Annotated in this window: 18 protein-coding genes; 1 reads left to right on the top strand and 17 read right to left on the bottom strand. The window is 46.1% G+C overall.

All coding sequences use genetic code 11. The annotated features are described in order from the left end of the window. Positions 1–62: 62 nt before the first annotated feature. From HGO97_RS20355 to HGO97_RS20300, 12 genes are all read right to left on the bottom strand, one after another. Complete coding sequence (locus HGO97_RS20355; RefSeq protein ID WP_216244756.1) at positions 63–932, bottom strand: motility protein A; 870 nt, start codon at positions 930–932, stop codon at positions 63–65. Between the two features lie 31 nt (positions 933–963). After that, positions 964–1167 (bottom strand): flagellar FlbD family protein, encoded by a 204-nt coding sequence (locus tag HGO97_RS20350; RefSeq protein ID WP_216244754.1) that lies wholly within the window; start codon positions 1165–1167, stop codon positions 964–966. Between the two features lie 72 nt (positions 1168–1239). Next, positions 1240–2910, bottom strand: coding sequence for a flagellar hook protein FlgE (locus tag HGO97_RS20345; RefSeq protein WP_216244752.1), 1671 nt, complete (start codon positions 2908–2910; stop codon positions 1240–1242). Positions 2911–2978: 68 nt separating this feature from the next. Further along, positions 2979–3386, bottom strand: a complete 408-nt coding sequence (locus tag HGO97_RS20340) for a TIGR02530 family flagellar biosynthesis protein (protein WP_216244783.1) — start codon at positions 3384–3386, stop codon at positions 2979–2981. Beyond that, entirely contained in the window at positions 3367–3888 is a 522-nt protein-coding gene (locus HGO97_RS20335; RefSeq protein WP_216244750.1) for a flagellar hook capping FlgD N-terminal domain-containing protein, read from the bottom strand. Before HGO97_RS20335 ends, HGO97_RS20340 begins: the two co-directional genes overlap by 20 nt. A 9-nt stretch (positions 3889–3897) precedes the next feature. Then, on the bottom strand, positions 3898–5502 hold the full coding sequence (locus HGO97_RS20330) for a flagellar hook-length control protein FliK (protein WP_216244743.1): 1605 nt from the start codon (positions 5500–5502) through the stop codon (positions 3898–3900). An 18-nt stretch (positions 5503–5520) separates the two neighbouring features. Next, positions 5521–5970, bottom strand: a complete 450-nt coding sequence (gene fliJ, locus HGO97_RS20325) for a flagellar export protein FliJ (protein ID WP_216244741.1) — start codon at positions 5968–5970, stop codon at positions 5521–5523. Positions 5971–5980: 10 nt separating this feature from the next. Further along, positions 5981–7285 carry a flagellar protein export ATPase FliI gene (gene fliI / locus HGO97_RS20320; protein WP_216244740.1) on the bottom strand — a complete coding sequence of 435 codons (1305 nt, stop codon included), beginning with the start codon at positions 7283–7285 and terminating at the stop codon, positions 5981–5983. A 13-nt stretch (positions 7286–7298) separates the two neighbouring features. Then, positions 7299–8054 (bottom strand): FliH/SctL family protein, encoded by a 756-nt coding sequence (locus HGO97_RS20315; RefSeq protein ID WP_216244738.1) that lies wholly within the window; start codon positions 8052–8054, stop codon positions 7299–7301. Further along, positions 8038–9045 (bottom strand): flagellar motor switch protein FliG, encoded by a 1008-nt coding sequence (fliG, locus tag HGO97_RS20310; protein WP_216244736.1) that lies wholly within the window; start codon positions 9043–9045, stop codon positions 8038–8040. Before fliG ends, HGO97_RS20315 begins: the two co-directional genes overlap by 17 nt. A 3-nt stretch (positions 9046–9048) precedes the next feature. Next, positions 9049–10656: a flagellar basal-body MS-ring/collar protein FliF gene (gene fliF, locus HGO97_RS20305; protein WP_216244732.1), complete on the bottom strand. Its 1608-nt coding sequence runs from the start codon at positions 10654–10656 to the stop codon at positions 9049–9051. A gap of 103 nt (positions 10657–10759) precedes the next feature. Next, positions 10760–11074 carry a flagellar hook-basal body complex protein FliE gene (locus tag HGO97_RS20300; RefSeq protein ID WP_246597638.1) on the bottom strand — a complete coding sequence of 105 codons (315 nt, stop codon included), beginning with the start codon at positions 11072–11074 and terminating at the stop codon, positions 10760–10762. A gap of 471 nt (positions 11075–11545) precedes the next feature. Between HGO97_RS20300 and HGO97_RS20295 the strand changes: the two genes are divergently transcribed. Continuing rightward, positions 11546–12820, top strand: coding sequence for a dicarboxylate/amino acid:cation symporter (locus tag HGO97_RS20295; protein ID WP_216244731.1), 1275 nt, complete (start codon positions 11546–11548; stop codon positions 12818–12820). An 82-nt stretch (positions 12821–12902) separates the two neighbouring features. On the opposite strand, the gene HGO97_RS20290 is transcribed toward HGO97_RS20295, so the two are convergent. Genes HGO97_RS20290 through HGO97_RS20270 form a run of 5 tightly spaced genes read right to left on the bottom strand, consistent with a single transcriptional unit; the run spans position 12903 to position 19353 of the window. Continuing rightward, on the bottom strand, positions 12903–13850 hold the full coding sequence (locus HGO97_RS20290; protein ID WP_216244730.1) for an ROK family protein: 948 nt from the start codon (positions 13848–13850) through the stop codon (positions 12903–12905). Then, complete coding sequence (locus HGO97_RS20285) at positions 13837–15033, bottom strand: ROK family protein (RefSeq protein ID WP_216244728.1); 1197 nt, start codon at positions 15031–15033, stop codon at positions 13837–13839. Before HGO97_RS20285 ends, HGO97_RS20290 begins: the two co-directional genes overlap by 14 nt. A 57-nt stretch (positions 15034–15090) precedes the next feature. Then, a complete protein-coding gene (locus tag HGO97_RS20280) occupies positions 15091–16005 on the bottom strand; it encodes a glycyl-radical enzyme activating protein (RefSeq protein ID WP_216244726.1) in 915 nt (304 codons plus the stop codon). After that, positions 16002–18365: a pyruvate formate lyase family protein gene (locus HGO97_RS20275; protein WP_216244724.1), complete on the bottom strand. Its 2364-nt coding sequence runs from the start codon at positions 18363–18365 to the stop codon at positions 16002–16004. The genes HGO97_RS20280 and HGO97_RS20275 overlap by 4 nt, the downstream gene beginning before the upstream one ends. A 19-nt stretch (positions 18366–18384) precedes the next feature. Then, positions 18385–19353: an ABC transporter permease gene (locus tag HGO97_RS20270; RefSeq protein ID WP_216244722.1), complete on the bottom strand. Its 969-nt coding sequence runs from the start codon at positions 19351–19353 to the stop codon at positions 18385–18387. Positions 19354–19358 lie beyond the last annotated feature (5 nt).

Raw genomic sequence — 19358 nt, 5'->3', positions numbered from 1 at the left:
AAACTCCTTCTTATCTTTCCTAGTTATTCTTAAAACCTATCTTTCTAAAGACCTGTGATTGGCTATTCCTTCACTGGCTCCTGTTTCTCTTTTCTTTTTCTCTTCTTTTTCTTTGGTTTCCCGTCTTCCGGGATTCCTTCTCCTTCGCCTTCCATCAGCTTCATCTGCGTTGCCGGAAGCAGCTTATATAGCTTCTCCTCGATGAATTTGGGGTTCTCCCCCTCCTGGATTGCAATGACGCCCTCCATGATCAGCGTCTTGCACAGGAACTCTTCATCGTGCCTGGCTTTTAATTTATTTGCCATCGGCGTAAAGATTACATTGGCAAGCAAAGAACCATACAGTGTGGTAATCAGTGCCACGGCCATGCCCTGTGCCAGCTTGTCCACATCTGACATATTGCCGAGCATCAGGATCAGACCGATCAAAGTACCGATCATACCAAAGGCCGGTGCCGCCGAGGCGCCGCGTTCGTAGAATTCCCGGTCCAGTGCGTGCCTCTCATCTAACTGGGTGAGCTCCGTCTCCATCAGGTTCTTAACCTTCTCCAGATCTACAGAGTCCACGACAAGAAGCAGGCTGTTATGTAAAAATGGGTCCTGGATATCATTCAGCTTATCCTCCAGGGAAAGCAGGCCCTTCATCCTGGCCTCCTTTGCAATCTCAACAATCTGATCGATATACTGTGCTGTATCGTATTTCTCCGGCTTGAACACGATCTTTAAATGCTTCCCGATCTTCTTAAAATTCTTTGCCGGGAAGGAGATCATCAGCACACCGATGGTACCTCCTACTGTGATTGCAAAACTGGTCGGATCCAGGAATGCCTTTAGATTCGAAAACATAAAGTGCATCGTCTCCGTATCAAAGACCATACCAAAGGTCACAAACCCGATTGCTACGATTATCCCCAAAATAGACATTATATCCATAATTTGCCTCCTGCCGTTCTCTTATTGTTCCTTACCCCTGTGTATTGAACAATCCTGTAAAAATCTTCCGCCGAAATTCAAGCACCTTATCTGTCACTTCTCCCGGCGTCTCCTTTACGATCATCTTCCTCCCATTCGTCAGTGTGATGACCGTATCGGGATTCCCAAGGACTGTCTCTATCAGATCACAGTTCAGAATAAACTCTTCCCCGTTCAACTTCGTCAATGTAATCATCGTCTTCCTCCTATGCTGCTTTCTCTAATGCTGCTTCCTCCAACACCTTATAACCTAGAATCCAAACTAGGATTAACGCTTCAGATTTACAAGTTCATTCAGGATTTCGTCGGAAACGGTGATGATCCTGGAGTTTGCCTGGAATCCTCTCTCTGTGATGATCATATCTGAGAACTCACTGGATATATCTACATTGGACATCTCCAATGCAGAGCCCTTGATTGCCCCGGAGCCCCCTGTTCCTGGCGACGTACTGGTGGCGTTTCCGGAATTGGCTGTCGCTGCAAAATAAGAGTTTCCAACCTCTTCCAGACCGGCCGGGTTCTCGAATGTAACCAGGTCGATTCTTCCCATCTGCCATTTTCCAAGGTTCGGATGTGTCGCCTCGATCACGCCCGTAGAAGTAATGGAAATGGAACAGCTTCCAATTGTCTGCGGCCCACCTGCATTGCCGAGCTCCAGTTTAAAGGACTTCAAACCGATATCCTGTGACTGGGTAGATGGCTTCGCCCTCAGACCAGTCACCTCATGGAATGCCGGAGTCGTTGTCTGGTCTTCCGGCTCTCCTGTATTGCCAGTGTCCTTTCTCCATGCACTTGAAATGGCTGAAAATCCTGGATGGCTCATCTCGATATAGTCTCCGTCATCTTCATTCTTTAATAGTACAGACTTCGCAGTCGTACTGTTGGATGTCACAATACCAGTGTAAAGCTTGCCTCCGACCTCTGCAGTGATCGTCCAGTTCGCCGGGGCCGTATCTGTTGCCTTATTATAGTAAGCATTGTATACCATATCCCCCTCTCCTGTGAATGGAGGATCTATGCTGACAGATTTCGGCATCATGCTTCCGAAGATTCCTTTTGTCTTAAGTTTATCCGGCAGTGTGACACTGCCTTCCTTGATGTTAAAATTCGTACCGCAGATTTCTTCTCCGGTCAGTCCGCCTGCCGGGAAAAGGTTCTCATCTGGTATGGCCTGAATCGTGAAATTGCCTGCCGGATGTGGTCCGCCATTCGCAGATGTGATTGCCTTATTCATCTTATCTGCCACATCCTCCAAATCCGTAAATATAGCAGACTCATTCACTCTCACCGTGATTGAACTGCTCGTGATCTCACTTGGATTCACCACAATATCAGAACCATCTGGGAGAGATGTATCTTTCAGGAAATTGATGATGATATTTCCTGCATCCGTTGTATTCTCAGCGGTGATCTTAAAGCCAATCTCATTGATCGTCTCATTGCAGGAAGCCCTTGTCGGCTCCACATCTGGTACTGTAAGCTGAATTCGTTCACTGGAGCCTTCACGTCCAAGAGGGTTCCCGGAAACACCGAGTACGATATTACCATTGGCATCTATCAGGTTGCCGTTAGGGTCGATATTGAGCACTCCTGCCCTTGTATAGAAGATGTTTCCATCAGCATCCATGACCTGGAAAAATCCATCCCCTGCGATTGCAAGGTCCAGTGCATTGTCCGTACTCTGGAATGCGGAACGTCCCATGTTCAGGTCGATACCGCCCATCTGTGATCCATATCCGACCTGACTTGCATTGGTACCTCCCTGTGTCGCTGTACCTGCCGTTGCACTGGATAAAGTCTGGTAAAAGACATCCTGGAATCTTGCACGGCTTGACTTAAATCCATAGGTATTAACGTTGGCAATATTATTGCCTATGATATCCAGCCTGGTCTGGTGTGACTTCATTCCAGACACTGCTGAGTATAAAGATCTTAACATAATTTTTTCCTTTCTAACCGCCCCATCCGTCCGTCATTCGGGATGGGGATAGCCTCCAAAAGGTCCGGCTATATCATAACGGTCCCATCAATATTGGTAAAAACTGTTCCTTTTAAGTTCTCATCATTCACTACGGTGATCACCTTGTTATTCTTCACACTGACCACAAACGCTGTGGAATCCACAAGAATCAGTGGTTCTTTGAGCCCCTTCTCTTCCGCAAGCCTGACACCCTCATTCAGACGCTCCATGTGTTCTGTTGATACATTTACATTTCTCTGTACGACACGGTCCATCGCATGTCTGGAAAACTCGATTCTGCTTTCCTGTCTGACCTTCTGCTTAAGGACTTCCTGGAAAGAAATACTCTCCTCTCCTTCTGCACCCTTTTGTGTCCCCTGATTCTGCTGTGCCTGCGGTACTGCTCCGGTATAGATCGGTGACTGCAGCCGTTTGTTATACAGAAGCGGATCCATCATTTTCCTCCTTTCTCTCATCATTGTCTGTATGATTCTCTTTCTCTGCGTTGTCCTGCCCATCGCCGCCTGACTGGGCCCTTTCTGTGACCTGCATGATCTGATCCATGGTAAATCCCTGTGAGCCGATATAGAACATGAACTTGTTGTCTACAAACGACACCTTATCCACAACTCCCTCTGTCCGGTCCAAATCACCGTTCACATTCAGCTTTGCCGCTACCACGTTTTTCCCGATCAGGGATGTCAGAAATGTCGTCTTAGAATTATAGGACATCTCCTGCATCTGCTGAAGTGTGGTGAACTGTGCAAGCTGAGCCATGTACTGCGTATCATCCACCGGATTCATAAAATCCTGATTTCGAAGCTGTGCTACCATCAAATTTAGAAAATCATCAATGGACACATCCTGTTCCGATGGATCCGCATAGACTGCATCGATCACATTACCTGTCTGGTTCAATCTATCCTGGGAAGTAATTCCCGACATATCTAATGGCATATTTCCTCCTTACACATACGCATTCCAGCTTCCAGACGCATATACTGCTGGGTCCGGTACACCCTGTATTCCTATCTCTGCGGCTGCCTCACTTACTTCTTCCTCTGTACCTCCATAGTGCTGGATTCGACCGCTCTTCCCTGCGTAGAACAGGTTTCGGTTCTGATGGAACAGATTCTGCTGATAAGTCATCATGTCAAAATTCTCTGTCTGACTCTGGTAGATTTCCTTTACTTCCGCATTCAGAGGCTTTAACATCTCCTTGAGGTTTATCATCTCGCTGGTCAGCAGCTTTTGTGTCTCTGCATTCGTTACACCAATGCTCATGGCGATCCTGCCTCCCGCATGCTCCATATGGATCAGAATCTCTCCCAGTCCCTCCGGCTTTAAGCGAATCGTAAAAGTATCCAGATTCTTGGTGATTCCCTGCTCAATCCCCGATTTGAACTGCTCCATAATAGGCTGTGCTGTCTCTGTCTGCTTCATCTGTCCGACTTCATAAGTTCCTGACAGACTTCTGGATGCAAGCTCTCCTGGATTGGCAAATATCTGCTCATCCACATACTTCTGAAGGTCCTCCACACTGGTGCTTTTGCCAGCCTTTTCAGTGCTTTCCTGTACCTGGGTCACACTGTTTTTGGCTGACATCTGTTTCAGCAGTGCCGCCTGGTCTGTTAAGGATTCCCCACCGTTTCTGCCTGTACCGCCTTCTGTACCTTCCTGTTGCCCGGCTTTACATCCTTCCTGCTTTCCAGATAACTGTCCTGCCGCCTGATCTGTGGTCAGTTTCTCTCCTGGCACGTCTGTCTGCCCTGTCTTCTGTAATTCAGAGCCTGCTTGTCCATCCCGAACACCTGCTGTCTTAAGTGTCCCCGAATCGGATGCCGGATTTGCACCTAAGCCTTCTGCCTCGGAAAGGACTCCACCTGATATCTGGGTCTCCTTCGGACTTTCCGTCACATTGATGCCCTCTGTCTGATTCTGGAGCTTAAGTTCCGTCTGTAAAACTCCTCCATCCTGTGTTCCCTGGACCCCAGACTCTGTGCCTTGAAGCACTGCCTGAACTGCTGCCGATCCATCTGTAAGTACATCTGCTGTCCCTATTCCCTGTCCGGTAATCCTCTGGATTCCAGCTTCTGCTACTGTCGCAGCAGCTTCCACTGCAGCCTCCCTGACTTCTTGCTCTGGCTGTACAGCCCCTGTCTTCTGAGCCTCTTTCACCTGATCTGGTTCGGTTTCTTTTCCATGTATGGCCCCTTCTATGCTGGCATTTTCTGTAACTTTTTCTGCATTCTTCTCAGCCTTTTGTGTCTCCTTTGAGGCCGCCTTCTCCTGCTGCCTATTAAGCTTTTCAAGGGCTTTCTTTGACTCATGGCTCTGATCGGACCCAATACGGCGTTTCTGCCCTGACAGCCTTTCTGCCTGTACATCAAAGCTGCCTTTTTGGTTTTCTTTCTGGATTCTCATGTTCAGAATATCCATAAAACCGTTTTCCTGACACTGTGTTCTTGTCCCTGCTGTACCTTTTCTTCCTGTGAACGCATCTACGCTGTTCACATTCTGCATCTTCATTCTCTTCTCACCTGCCTTTCTTTTATGACGTTTTTGTCTCATTGCTGCTAAAAACTTCTATTAGGAAACGCTCTCCCTCACAAACTTGCCGGAGACGTGTTCAGACACGGTGTTCTCCTGCTCCTTTGCTTCGGCATAGCGGTATTCCTCTAACTTTTTGTCCCTGAGCTTCTCCAGCTTAGTGACTTCCCTGGAAGCCTCCACGACAACCTCACGCTGCCGTTCAATCTCCGCTTCCAAAATCTGCAGCTTCCGCTTGATTCCTTCCAACTGAAGCTTTCCATTCTCTATCATAATCGTAAATGCCCGGATTTGGAAAATCGTGGTTCCCTTCCTGATCTCCTCATCCATCTCGGCATGTATATCCTCTAGCTGTGATGTCATACGTTCCCTCTGCCGTTCATACCCGCGCTTTTCTTCCATCATCTGACCCATCAGATTCTTTTCCTTCTGCAGGTTCTGCTGTTGAAAATTCAACATCCTCCCCAGAGAAAACTGAAACTTTTTCACAGAACTCCTCCTATTCCACCAGACTGATCAGCTTAATCACCGTCTCGTCCAATGTGTAACTCTCATCCACCTTCTGCCTCAGGAAATCGTACAGACTCTCGATCCGTGCAATCGCCTCATCCAATTCCTGATTAGAGCCCTTCTTATATGCTCCAATTGAAATCAGGTCAAAATTCGCTTCATATAAGGAAAGCATCTTCCTAAAACGAGAGGCCGCCTCTTTATGCTCCGGCAGTACAATATCATTCATCAGACGGCTGATACTGGCTAACACGTCAATCGCCGGATATCGGTTGGACATCGCCACTTTACGTGACAGCATGATGTGTCCATCTATAATTCCCCTCACGGTATCGGAGACCGGCTCATTCGTATCATCGCCCTCTACCAGCACCGTGTAGATTCCTGTGATCGATCCTTCCTTAAAATTCCCGGATCTCTCCAGAAGCTTCGGAAGATCCGAATAAATAGAAGGGGTATACCCTCGTGCAACAGGCGGTTCCCCGATACTTAACCCGATCTCCCGCTGTGCCATGGCAAACCGGGTAAGGGAATCCATCATCAGAAGAACATCCATCCCCTGATCCTTAAAGTACTCTGCAATGGTGGTCGCAGTCATGGTGCATTTAGAACGCATCATCGCGGACTGATTGGAAGTCGCGACCACCAGGACGGTTCGTTTCATGCCTTCTTCGCCTAGATCCTTATGGATGAACTCTACCACCTCACGGCTTCTCTCACCTACCAGTGCAATGACATTGACATCGGCCTTCACATTCTTGGCGATCATCCCCATCAGGGTACTTTTCCCGACTCCACTACCGGAGAAGATTCCGATTCTCTGCCCCTTTCCAACGGTCAATAGGCCATCGATCGCTTTCACGCCAAGCTGAATCGGGGTATCGATCCTGGGACGTTCCATCGGGTTCGATGGATGACCAGTGATGGGATAATAGCGTTCTCCCTGGATTGGACCTTTCCCATCAATGGGACTTCCCAAGGCATCTACCGTGCGCCCTATTAGAGCATTGGTCACTGGAATCCGAAGCTTATCCCCGGTATTCTTTACCGCGCTGCCGTATCCGATGCCCTCCATCTCGTCATAAGGCATCAGCAGGACCTTATTTTCCCGGAAGCCTACCACCTCAGCGTAGAAGTGTTCCTCACCTTTGGGCGCCTCGATCTCGCACACATCCCCTATATTACAGGACGGGCCCGTCGCCTCAATGGTCATGCCGACAATCTTGTCGATCCTGCCCATCTGGGTATACAGGCTTGCATTTTCTATTGTATTCCTGATCATCTTTATGTCCATAAAACCGCCCCGGCTATCCCTCTTCTATCAGTAATTCCAACTGTTCCCGCAGATTCTCAAGCTGCACATATACCGATGCATCTGTGATTCCATCTTCTGTCTCTACCCGGCAAGTTCCCGGAGGCATCGGCACCGCCTTCACTTTAATGGTGCTCTGGTAACGCTCCCGGACCTGCTCGAGCTCCTGATCCATCTGCTCTACAAGTCTCATCATCCGATTAGATACCTGTAGATGAATATGCTTCTTATCCTTTTCAGACTGAATCACCGCATGTGCGAGCTCCCTTAATTCATCCTCGTTCTCTTCTAAACGTTTATGTAGAATCTTCTCTGCCATGGAAAGGGACAATCCGATGATTTCATCACTTAAAAGCTCCATGTTCCGTTCTTCTGTCTCCCGGATCTCTCCCACTGCGCCCTGCATCTCTTCCAACAGCCTGCCGCTTTTGGCTGCCGCCTCTAAAAGTCCTGCTTCATAGCCTTCTCTAACTGCCTTCTGCCGGACTCTTTTGACATCCTCCTCCGCAGTACTGACGATTTTATCCCGCTTTGCATAGGCCCCCTCTAAGATACGCGCAGCCGATTGATTCGCCCGCTGCCTCGCCTCCTCATAAATCTGCCTGACCTCTGCTTCCACATAATCGGGATGGTTCACTCCCTGCGGTTCAGCCTCTTCCACAAAACCATCTGTCCCGTCTTTATATAATTCGATCCGATTCCGCTCGAAAATCGTCTCTTCTGATTTGATCACTCTAAACAATGAAATCATCCTTTCCATCCTTGGTGATAACAAGTTCTCCGCTCTCCTCCAGCCTGCGGATGGTCGATACGATCCTCTGCTGTGCTTCCAGCACGTCACTCATACGGATATTATGCAGATATTCGATATCGGTACGGATTGAATCCCGCATTCTGGATGACATATTGGAGAAAATCGCGTTGGAGACATCCTGGTTGGTCGCCTTTAAAGCTACTGCTAAGTCCTTGGAATCCACCTCGCGGATAAAACGCTGAATGGACATCGGATCGAGGAATGCGATATCCTCGAACACGAACATCAGCTTTCTGACACTGTCCGCCAACGGTGCATCCTTCAAAGAGAGCTCCTCGAAGATATCTTTCTCAGTGCTGCGATCCACATTATTCATAATATCAGCCACATAATTGAGACCGCCGACTTCCATCATCTCCTCGGAAGCCGAAGTATCCAGCTTGCTTCCCACGACCTGCTCCACGATTCTGACGATTCCCGGGACCGCCCGGTCCATCTTCGCGACACGTTCCACTACGTCGGTCCGAATCTCCCTCGGAAGGTTCTCAATGATCCTGGATGCCTGATCCGGGCTTGCATAGGATAAAATCAATGCAAGCGTCTGCGGATGCTCATTCTGAATCACCGTCATAAGCGTCTTATAATCCACTTTCCTCAAGAATGAAAAAGACTTTGTCTTAAGCGCTTTATTCACCCGCTCCATGAGGTTGCGCGCCTGCTGCTGTCCGAATGTCTTCTCCAATACTTCCTTGGCATAATCCTGTCCGCCCTCTGTAATCACCTTCTGTGCCATACAGCAGTCATGGAACTCCCTCGCGATCTCCTGCAGCTCATCGTCCTTGATCTTCGGCATCCTGGACAATTCCACCGAAATCAGTTCTACTTCACTTTCCTTTAAATATTTAAAAACTTCGGAGGCATATTCAGAACCAAGCATTGTAATCACAGTTGCAGCTTTTTCCGCTGCCCTTCTCTTTACCTCTGCCATCTCTTATTCATCCTCCTTTAACCAGGAACTGATCATCGCAGCAGTAATCTCCGGGTTGGTCTTGGCAAATGCCTTTACTTCCTCTGACGGGCTCTTTGGTCTCTTTTGCTCACTCTTGATTAGGTTCTCAACCGCATCACTTTGGGCACGTTCCAGGATTCCTGTAGAATCCAGACTCTCATCTGCAAAAATCTGCTCTTCCTCTGCGTCCTTCTTTTTATGGGAACGGTGTACCAGTACAGCAATGAGAATGATAACAAGCAGAATTCCAACGCCTGCCCCAATCAGTATCCATGGATTGATTCCCTTGAATCTATCCAAGAATCCGCTGACCGCCTGGGTCGGTTCACTCGTCTTCTGCGACTGGTTAAATCCAGTCACAACAATATCCTCTGGAGCGATATTCGCCGCTTTAGATGCTGAGTTAATGATTGCGTTGCGCTTTGCCTCGGTCAAATCACTGTCATTGACCGCAATTGCGACTGTTGCCTTCTCAAGCTTTACATTATCCTTTTCGATCTGCTTCTTAATATAACTGATCACATAATCCATCTCACGGTAGTAATCATTATTCTTACTGTTCGCATTATTGTCACCGTTCTCTGCTGTATAATCCGGCACATCCGTGTTGTTCTCTTCTCCTGCGACACCGCCTGCAGCATTGCCTGTCCCATTCGCCGAATTGCTTTCTACACTGTGCTCGACAATCCCTTTTCCATCCTTCTCCGGCACATACTTATAATCCTCCGTGATCATCTTGTCATAATCAATCACGACCGTTGCTGAAACACGGTATTGATCCGGGGAATAGCCGAGAGATAATACATTCTCGATTTTCTTTGTCAGCCTGGACTCTACCTTGGATTCAAAATCCAGCCGTTCGATCCCATCCAGTTCGTCAGACACAGAGCTATCCGCCTCAAATTCCTGCATTGTATCTGCATTGACAACGGTGACATTCTCCGGCAGAAGATTCGGTACACTGTCCGCAATCAGATTCTTGATCGCGGAAACCTTCTCCGATGAAAGCTCATATCCAGGCGTCAGAGTCAAGGAAACGGATCCTGTGCTGCTGGACTCCTCCTCTTCCCATACATAAGTACCGTCGTCCGGCACATTCAAGGTCACAATTGCGTTCTTCACTCCGGACATATCCTTTAATGTCCGTTCGATTCGATCCTGAAGGTTCAGGAGCAAATACTGCTTCTTCTCAAATTCTGTGGTCGTAAATCCCGTATTATCAGAAAAAATGTCAAAAGGCAGGGTCGTTTTCGGATACCCTAAAGCAGACATATCAAGCATGATATCGCCCGCCTTACTGGACTTCACCATGACTTCTCCGTCTGCATTCCTTTTGACATCAACATCCCTGCTCTGCAGGACCGCATATATCTCTGAATTCTCCTCCTGGCTCATGCCGGGGAACAACACTTCATAATTTCCTTTATTCACATTAATAACCACAGTCACAGCTATGGCTATAATGACTGCGGCTATCAATAAAATCACGATACCTTTTTTCTCTTTTACTACTTTTCGTACTTTATCTATGGCAGAACCTAACTTTTGGTTGTCTGCTGCCTTCTTTTTTAGTTTATCCGTTGCGCCCATAATTCACCGTTATCTCTATCTCATTCCGAATCTCTGTCTATTATGCCAAATAACTCCTGATGTATCTGCCGTAAACCGGCCTATGTATGCTGCAGTGCTTTCGCTAAACCTGCATATTCATGATCTGGTTGTATGCATTCACGACTCTGCTGGTCAACTGTGTCGTAAATTCTACCGCTGCCGTACTCTGCTCTGCCTTGATCATGGCGGTGTGAAGATCATCTATCCCCCCGGATGCAAGAAGTTCATCCGCCTCATTGGAAGCCTCTTGTGCCTCCTCCATCTGCTTCATCGTATCTTCCAGGACACGCTCAAAGTTCCTGCCGGATACTCGGCCCTGTTCCTCCCCCGCACCGGAAATCTTCTCTAAAGATTCTACTCCCGGCATCTTTGTAATTGGCACAATAAACATATCCATTCCCCATTTCCTCTAAATTCCACTTAAAAATTCTTCTAATTCATACTATAGTAGAGTATATCACTTTTGTAAAAAATAGTCTATAGCGTGAGATTGAAAATGCATTTTTTAATGCAAAATGCATGAAATATTTTCCATTTTTACTTAAAATATGCGTATTTTCTGGGGTACAGCGTAATATTTTCCTGAGACATCAATTTCTCGCAAAATATGATTTTAAAGTGATTTTTCTTTTTTCTCGTTCCTCATACAACATCTAATCTTCATGAGATATCCAGAAGATTTTCTTACGTACTACACTTATTTCGTCAAAAAACGAGGAGGCAGATTACAACGCCACCCCAGATAAGAATGTAAACTTTTTATATTTTCCGAGAATATTTTTGTAGTTTTTTGTAGGTTATTACTAAGATAGATGACAGAGAGATGAACGAACGTAAAACTTTTGAACAATTGAAGGGAGACTATGATATGAAAAAGCTGAAATTATCACTGCCGGTCCTGATTATGCTTGGTATGGTGCTTGGAATTCTTGGAGGAATCCCATTCCAGAAGAATCCAGAATTTGCCATTGAATACATCAAGCCATTCGGGACCCTGTTTTTGAACCTGATTAAAATGATCGTTGTACCTGTAGTACTCTGCTCTATTATCAGTGGTGTTATTTCCATGAAGGATATTCGAAAGGTCGGGTCCGTCGGACTGAAAAGTGTATCCTTTTATTTAGTGACGACCGCTGTTGCAGTAACACTGGGGATGATTTTTGCAAATGTGAGCAAGGTCGGAACAGGATTCCACTTTGCTAGCGAAAGCCTGACTTTTGAGACCGTAGAAACACCTAGCTTTATGGATACCTTATTGAACATTTTCCCGTCAAACGCGGTGGAACCTCTTGTTTCTGCTACCATGCTGCAAGTCATCGTGCTGGCTTTATTCTTTGGTTTTGGAATCATCCTGGCCGGGGAAAAGGGAGAGCCTCTCGGAAGACTCATTGACAGCATGACAGAAGTATGCCTCCAGATCATGGGAATTATCATCAAACTTTCCCCGATCGGTGTGTTTGCCCTTCTGCTCCCCGTTGTTGCGGAAAACGGTCCATCCGTGCTGCTGCCTTTATTAAAGCTGATCGTTGTGATTTACCTTGCTTACATTTTCCACATGGCAGTCGTGTTTTCTGCTACAACAAAAGGACTTGCAAGGATGTCGCCCGTAAAATTTTTCAAAGAAATGATGCCTGCAATGACCATGGCCTTCTCCTCATCCAGCTCAGTGGGAGCATTGCCGTTGAACATTGAATGTACGCAAAAGCTCGGCGCTAAAAAAGAAATTACCAGCTTCGTACTGCCTCTTGGCGCTACGATCAACATGAACGGAACCTCCATTTACCAGGGCGTATGTGCCATCTTTATCGCCAACGTATTCGGAATCCACTTATCCCTCACACAGCAGATCATGGTAGTCCTCACTGCCACACTTGCATCCGTAGGAACCGCTGGTGTTCCGGGCTCCGGTGTCATCATGCTCTCCATGGTGCTCCAGAGCGCAGGACTTCCGCTGGAAGGAATCGCTCTCATCGCAGGAATCGACCGAATCCTCGATATGGGACGTACCGTAGTCAACATCACCGGTGATGCGAACTGCGCCATCTGTATCTCAAAAGCAGAGGACCGGAAAGCCGCGCGTAAAGCTGCGAAAGAAGCTGCACGTGGAATCGGATTCACCGGGGCAGAACCGACTGCTGAATAAAGTTTCCTATATATAAAATTACCCAGCCAACAAATAAATTGTTGTTGACTGGGTGATTTTTATTTAATCCTTCTTGTATCTCTTAGATTCCTGTCCCTTTATATAGGAAAGCTGCCCCTATCATCGGTGCGTCGCTTCCAAGCTTTGCCTGTTTGACTGCAAGTCTGTTCTGACGTGTCCAGGAATGATAACCATACTCCAGGATATATTTCTGCAGCGGCTTTAAAATCAATTCCTCATGCTCACATAAGCCTCCGCTGATGATAATTGCCTCTGTCGATAAAATCCCCACCAGATTGGCCAATCCCATGGCTAACATCTGTACGCTCTGCTCGATCAGCTCAAGCGCTGGTTCGTATCCCTGATATGCAAGTTCGAACACTGACTCCGCTCCATCTCTCATCCCTTCTAATCTCTCAGGAAAGAGTTCCATCGCCTGGTCATATATTCCATTCCCGGATGCATATTTTTCAAGACATCCTCTATTCCCGCAATTGCAGCTTCGTCCATCCTTCTCAATAATAATATGCCCAATCTCACCAGCACAGTGCATAGCTCCTGCAAAAATCCTGTTATTCACGATAATTCCGCCGCCGATTCCTGTCCCCAGAGTAATACACGCCATATCTGCATACCCTATCCCGGCTCCAAATTCATGTTCTGCCAAAGCCCCTGCCCAGGAATCCTGAATCACCATAATTTCCTGTTTTAAAAAGATAGTCTGAAAATACTCTTTAAGCGGTATCATGTCCCAAAATAAATTCGGGCAGTATTCTACGATACCATGTCTCATATCAACTGTTCCCGGAACTCCTATTCCGATAAAATCAATCTCGTCAATATGAATATTACAATTTTCGGCCAGCCGTTTTAGTTCCGAACCGACCCGATCTATAAAAGTCTCAATATCTTCACTTTGCTGGGACGCAATCTTCACTTTATCCACAATCTCGCCCGTTTTATGAAAAATCCCAATATTGACCTTCGTTCCTCCTATATCAATTCCCACATTATATTTACATTGTTTCAACCCATTCACCGCCATTTTCACTTATGTTCGTATGGAATTTAGGTTGTTCAAAGAATTTTTCCAGTACAAACTGGCAGGCTCCCATGCCATATTCATCCTTCTTATGGCTGCTCAGCCTTACAGTTGGCTGTTTCACGCTAAAGTTCACGGAATTCTCCGCTACGCTCTCTTGAATACTCTGAAAGAAAATGTGGTCTTCACTGCACCTAAGGTCTCCGATCACAACATTTAATATATCGTAAGTCTTGATTGCATTAGTGATCCCTATTCCAAAATAATTCCCAGCCTTCCGAAAGATATCACAGGCATCCAAATCGCCATTCTTAGCCGCCAGGACCAATGCATCATACCCCAGATGGCTGCCGGTCTTCTCCTCATAAGACTTTTCGATGCTTCTCTTGGAACAATAGACCTCCAGACAGTCCTTCAATCCACAGTTACAGATTCTGCCCTGGGCACCAATTCTGGTATGTCCGATATAGCCCGCATTTCCGAAGATTCCTTCGTAGACCTCTCCATTAATGATCGGAGCCATACCAATTCCAGAACGGTGAAGGATATACAGCATGTTTTCGTTTTCCGACTCGATTTCCATATGCCCAAGCAGGTGGGTATCATTCCTCACATAAATCGGAAAATCGAACACATCTCCCAGCTCTTTGGCAATGTCATAATTCTCCCACCCACGTATACGGCTAATTTTTTCAGCAATATTCTGCTGTAGGTTCATGACGCCCGGAAGTCCGATTCCCATCCCGATAATCTTGTCTCGACTGACCTTTGCCTCAACAAATGCTTTACTTACATGCTCGATAATGGAATCCTTAATCTCTCTGCCATCAGCATTCTCTGACACATCCCACTGTCTGGAATATGCGATCGTGCCATCCAGTCTGGAGATTGCCATATAGATCGGTGCAACGTCAATATCAATCCCAATTGCGTAATATACATCTCTGCTCAAAGAATATAAGATTGGCTGGCGTCCCACTGACTGCCTGACATTCCCTCTTTTCTCAATCAGCTTCTGCTGAGAAAGCTCTTTCATCATAGTCAGAACTGTCGTACGGCTCAGCCGTGTCTGGTTGATGATCTCTTCTGTTGTAATCTTCTTATTTTTTTTGATTGAATCTAGTACCAATGCCTGATTGGCCATCTTTACTATGTTCGTATTCTTTAACATCACATACGCTCCTGGTAATTTATTCCACGTTTTAATTATATACTTCCAAAGATTTATTTACAAGTTCCAGCCTCCCACATTTACTTTGAATCCTTCATCCTCTGCCTTCTGCCTGCATTTCTCTACCACCTCTTCGGAGCACTCCTTCCAATCCGCCATCTCATACTCATGTCCCGAAAGTCTGTATTTCGAGGAACCCAATTGATGAAATGGAAGGATATGGATATCCTTGATCGTTGGAAAGTTCTTAAGATAATCCAGAATCTTTTGGAATTCCTCTCCATCGTTAACTCCTGCAATTAGGGGAATCCTAATTACAACCGCCCTTTTGTTATGAATCAAGTGCTCCAGGTTCAACTTTATTTTTTCATTTTCCTGCCCTGTCCATTTCTTGTGCAGGGAGGGCGTGATCAGTTTTATATCGTATAAAAACAGATCCACATCCTTTTCAATCGCTGACAACGCCTCCGGCTCGCAGAATCCACAGGTTTCAACCGCTGTATGGATTCCCCGTGCCTTTGCCTTTTTAAGCAGCTCTAAGGCATATTCCGGGAACATGGTACATTCCCCTCCACTTAATGTTATGCCGCCTCCTGTATTTTGAAAGAATACCTCATCCTTCATCACTTCTTCAAATACTTCCTCTACAGATAGTTCCTTTCCGCATACCTCCCTGGCCTGCTGCTGACAGAACAACGTACATTCTCCACATGCATTACAAAGTCGACGGTCCAATAGGATTTCTCCTGCCTTTCCTCTGCTAATTGCATGATTCCTGCATTTTTCAATACAGATACCACACCGGGAACATTTTGATTCATCGAACATCACCTTTGGAGCGTTATAAAAGTTCTCTGGATTCTGACACCATCTGCACCGCAGAGGACATCCCATGAAGAATACCACTGTCCTAATCCCTGGTCCGTCATATACGCAGAATTTCTGAATATTAGAAATATATACTTTACTCACTTGATCAAGGCTCCTTTTGAGAATCTCTGTATAATGTTTTCCTGCTGTGCCGGTGACATTGCAATAAAGTATGCTGACAGCCCTCCCATTCTGACCATCAGATTCCGATGCTTTTCTGGGTGAATCCTGGCATCTTTTAATTCCTCGATATCACATGTGGTAATCGTTGCAATACAGCCGCCCAGTTGGCAGAAGGATTTGAGGATGCCTGTCATCCTCATGGTTCCGACTTCTCCTAAAAAGTCATTCGCATTCAAGGAAATATCAAGGGGACAACCGCAGTAATATTTCAACAATTCTGGTTTTGTAGCACTCTTGATGACTGCCGTCGGGCCCTTGATATCCATCCCTGGTGTCGGCGCGAAATTCGGTGCCAAAGCCTCTCTAGCCTTTCTTCCATCTGGACTTGCGCTTAAGTTCCAACCAAGTGCAGCATAATTCTCAAAGGTCCCAATCCCGCATGGAACCATGATTTCGTTCTGTTTTTCTCTCCATTGTGTAATATGATCCTCGAAATCACGGATTACACGTAAAAGTATCTCATCTGCATAATCATCATCATTTCCATATTTTGGACACTGTGTTCTGACTTTATGTAACAGTTCCTCATACCCTTCCCAGTTGTGGATCACTGCATCCCGGAATTCTTCTAGGGTGGCCGTCTGGTCGTCGAACACTAATTTTTTGATAGCGGTCAGCGAATCTACGGTATCGGAAAGCCCTGTAATTAAGACGAGATGGAAGGTATATGGAACAATTGCCCGGTCCGTCAGATCTCTGCCCTCTTGAATGCAATTCTCAAAAATAGAGGACATCAGTGGGTCCGGTGCGACTGCACAGGACAGTCCCAGATTTTCAAGTCTCTTCTCTACCTGCAGATCAATCTGTGAGTTTACCTGCTCACAATAAGCCCTATAGAAGCTCTCAAAGTCCTTATATTGAGATAATTCTCCGGTGTCAATGCCTTCCTGGTCCCCAGTCAAGAGTGTCTTCCCTCTGGTCAGTACCCATTCCAGACAGCGTAGATTCTGTACATGTGCATAGCTGAAATGACTCTTTCCCGGAATCAGACATTCCCAGCAGCCATCATTGGTATAATTCCTCGCATCTTCAATCGGAACTCCGATTTCAACAAAACCAGGTATAATTAAGTCATCATTATAAATCGCCGGTTCGCCCTGACTGTGCTTTAAGCATTCGGATAATGTCTTCCAGAAACTTTCCGGTGTCTTTTGTGATACTCTCGCAGATAACGTAGGCATGACAAAATCCATCTCGAATCTAAGATTTAAGAGTTCATAGGACACCTCATTCGTTCCATCCTCCCCATCCGGCCGCAATCCTCCGATGACCATGTTCATCAGCCAGTCATTTGCAGACTGTCCAAAATTAAAGTTATTCTCACTGTATGGATCATCCTCTTCTTTCCACATCAGACTTCTGCTGTCATAGCTCCCACTTTCATGTCCCCCGGTCTCCTCCATATCATTAGCGAACTCTGGCGGAACTCCCTGTGAAAATACACCAAAGTCATAGTGATTCTCACATTTCTTGGTGTCTGTACAGACTCTTTCATTGCATTTAGCCAGAAATGAGCCTAATAAATCCCTGGCTTCTTCCTTTGTCATTCTTCCTGACTCGATGTCTGCCTTATAGAACGGATAAACATTCTGGTCCACACGCCCCAGCGGCACGAACTCTCCTCCGCTGTTTACCAGGCAGTAGGTGAACCAGTATGCCTGAAGCGCTTCCCACAACGTTTCGGCTGGAAAATACGGTACCCTGCTGCAGTTCTTATAAATCTGAAAAAGTTCTTTTCTTCTCACCGGATCTTTTTCTGCTGCACTCTTCTTCAAAGCTTCCTGTGCATGTCTCTGCGCAAAGATCAGGACTCCCTCTATCCCTGCCAGCATTGCCCGATATTCTGCGATGGCTTTCATATCTGTATCTTCTGATTCATACTGTCTTAAGATGGCTTCTTCAATCTCTTCCATAATTCCTTTAAAGCCTATATTCAACACTTTCTCCCAATACGGTGGATGATGTCCCCAGATTGATTTTTCATTCAATTTATATTTTGCACCGTACGCCTCCTCCTCGGGGGTCGCATATTTGGGTACTACGGAACCAAATCCCACACTATTCATATTAGGATTCCCCACGATCAGTTCATCTGGTTTGATTACGACCGGCAGTTTTTCTCCTAAAAACTTAGAGGACAGCCCTTTTCTTACTACTAAGGGTTCCTCTTTATTCTCATCATTCAAAATATTAACATCTGCAAAATGCCAGGTATTCGGATCATGAAATTCCAGATCAAAAACTCTGGCTTTTATTTTCTTTAATCTCTCTGAAAGCATAGACTACTCCTTTCTTGCCCTAAGAACGGACACGGCTGCTTCTTGACAGCAGATTTAACTTTAAAATCTGATCAATGCTGACTGCAAAGAGAAGCACTAATCCCTTAATCAACTGCTGATAATAGGTAGAAACATTCATCATGATCAGACCACTGGACAGAATCCCCATAATCAGGATACCGAACACGACTCCGCTGAACTTGCCTTCGCCTCCAGAGACACTGATACCGCCTAATACGACTGCTGTAATGGCAGACATCTCATATCCTTCTCCTGCATTCGGCTGTCCTGAGCTGAGCCTTGACAGCTCAATAATTCCTGCAAGTGCTGCCAGCCCGCCTGAAATTGCATAAGTCATCACAAGCCGTCTGTTCACATTGATTCCGGAAAGTCTGGACGCCTCATTATTTCCTCCGATGGCATATAGATAACGACCAAATTTTGTCTTATTGATTACATACCATCCAATGACCAGCACCACGATCAGCAGAATAACAGGTACCGGTATCCCGGCAATATACCCTTTTCCAATAAAATCAAAGGCTTTTGGAAAGCCATACACGGTATAACCGCCCGTCATGATATATGCAAGTCCGCGGATTGCTGTCTGTGTACCGAGTGTGGCGATCAGCGGCGGTATCTTTATGTATGTTATGAATAGTCCATTCACAAAGCCTGCTGCCAGTCCAGCCAGCAGTGCAATCAGAATCGCCGCCCACATGTTCAGTTTTAAATTCACCATACACATGCTGCATGTGACAGAGGAAATCGCGACCACCGCACTGACAGAAAGATCAATACCACTTGTCAGCATTGCCATCGTCATGCCAAGTGAAATAATACCTGTAACGGCTGTCTGCCTAAGCATATTCCAGATGTTACTGACAGACAGGAAGGTCTCTGTCCTGAATGCAAAAAATACAAATAATAATACCAAGATTACAGCAGTTCCATATTTCTGGAACACCTCGCCTTTTCTCTTTTTCATAAATG

It is taken from the genome of Faecalicatena faecalis, assembly GCF_012524165.2.
In the GTDB taxonomy this organism is placed as follows: domain Bacteria; phylum Bacillota; class Clostridia; order Lachnospirales; family Lachnospiraceae; genus Faecalicatena_A; species Faecalicatena_A faecalis.
Note: the sequence above shows the minus strand (reverse complement) of the source record. Positions and strands in the feature narration are given on the sequence as shown.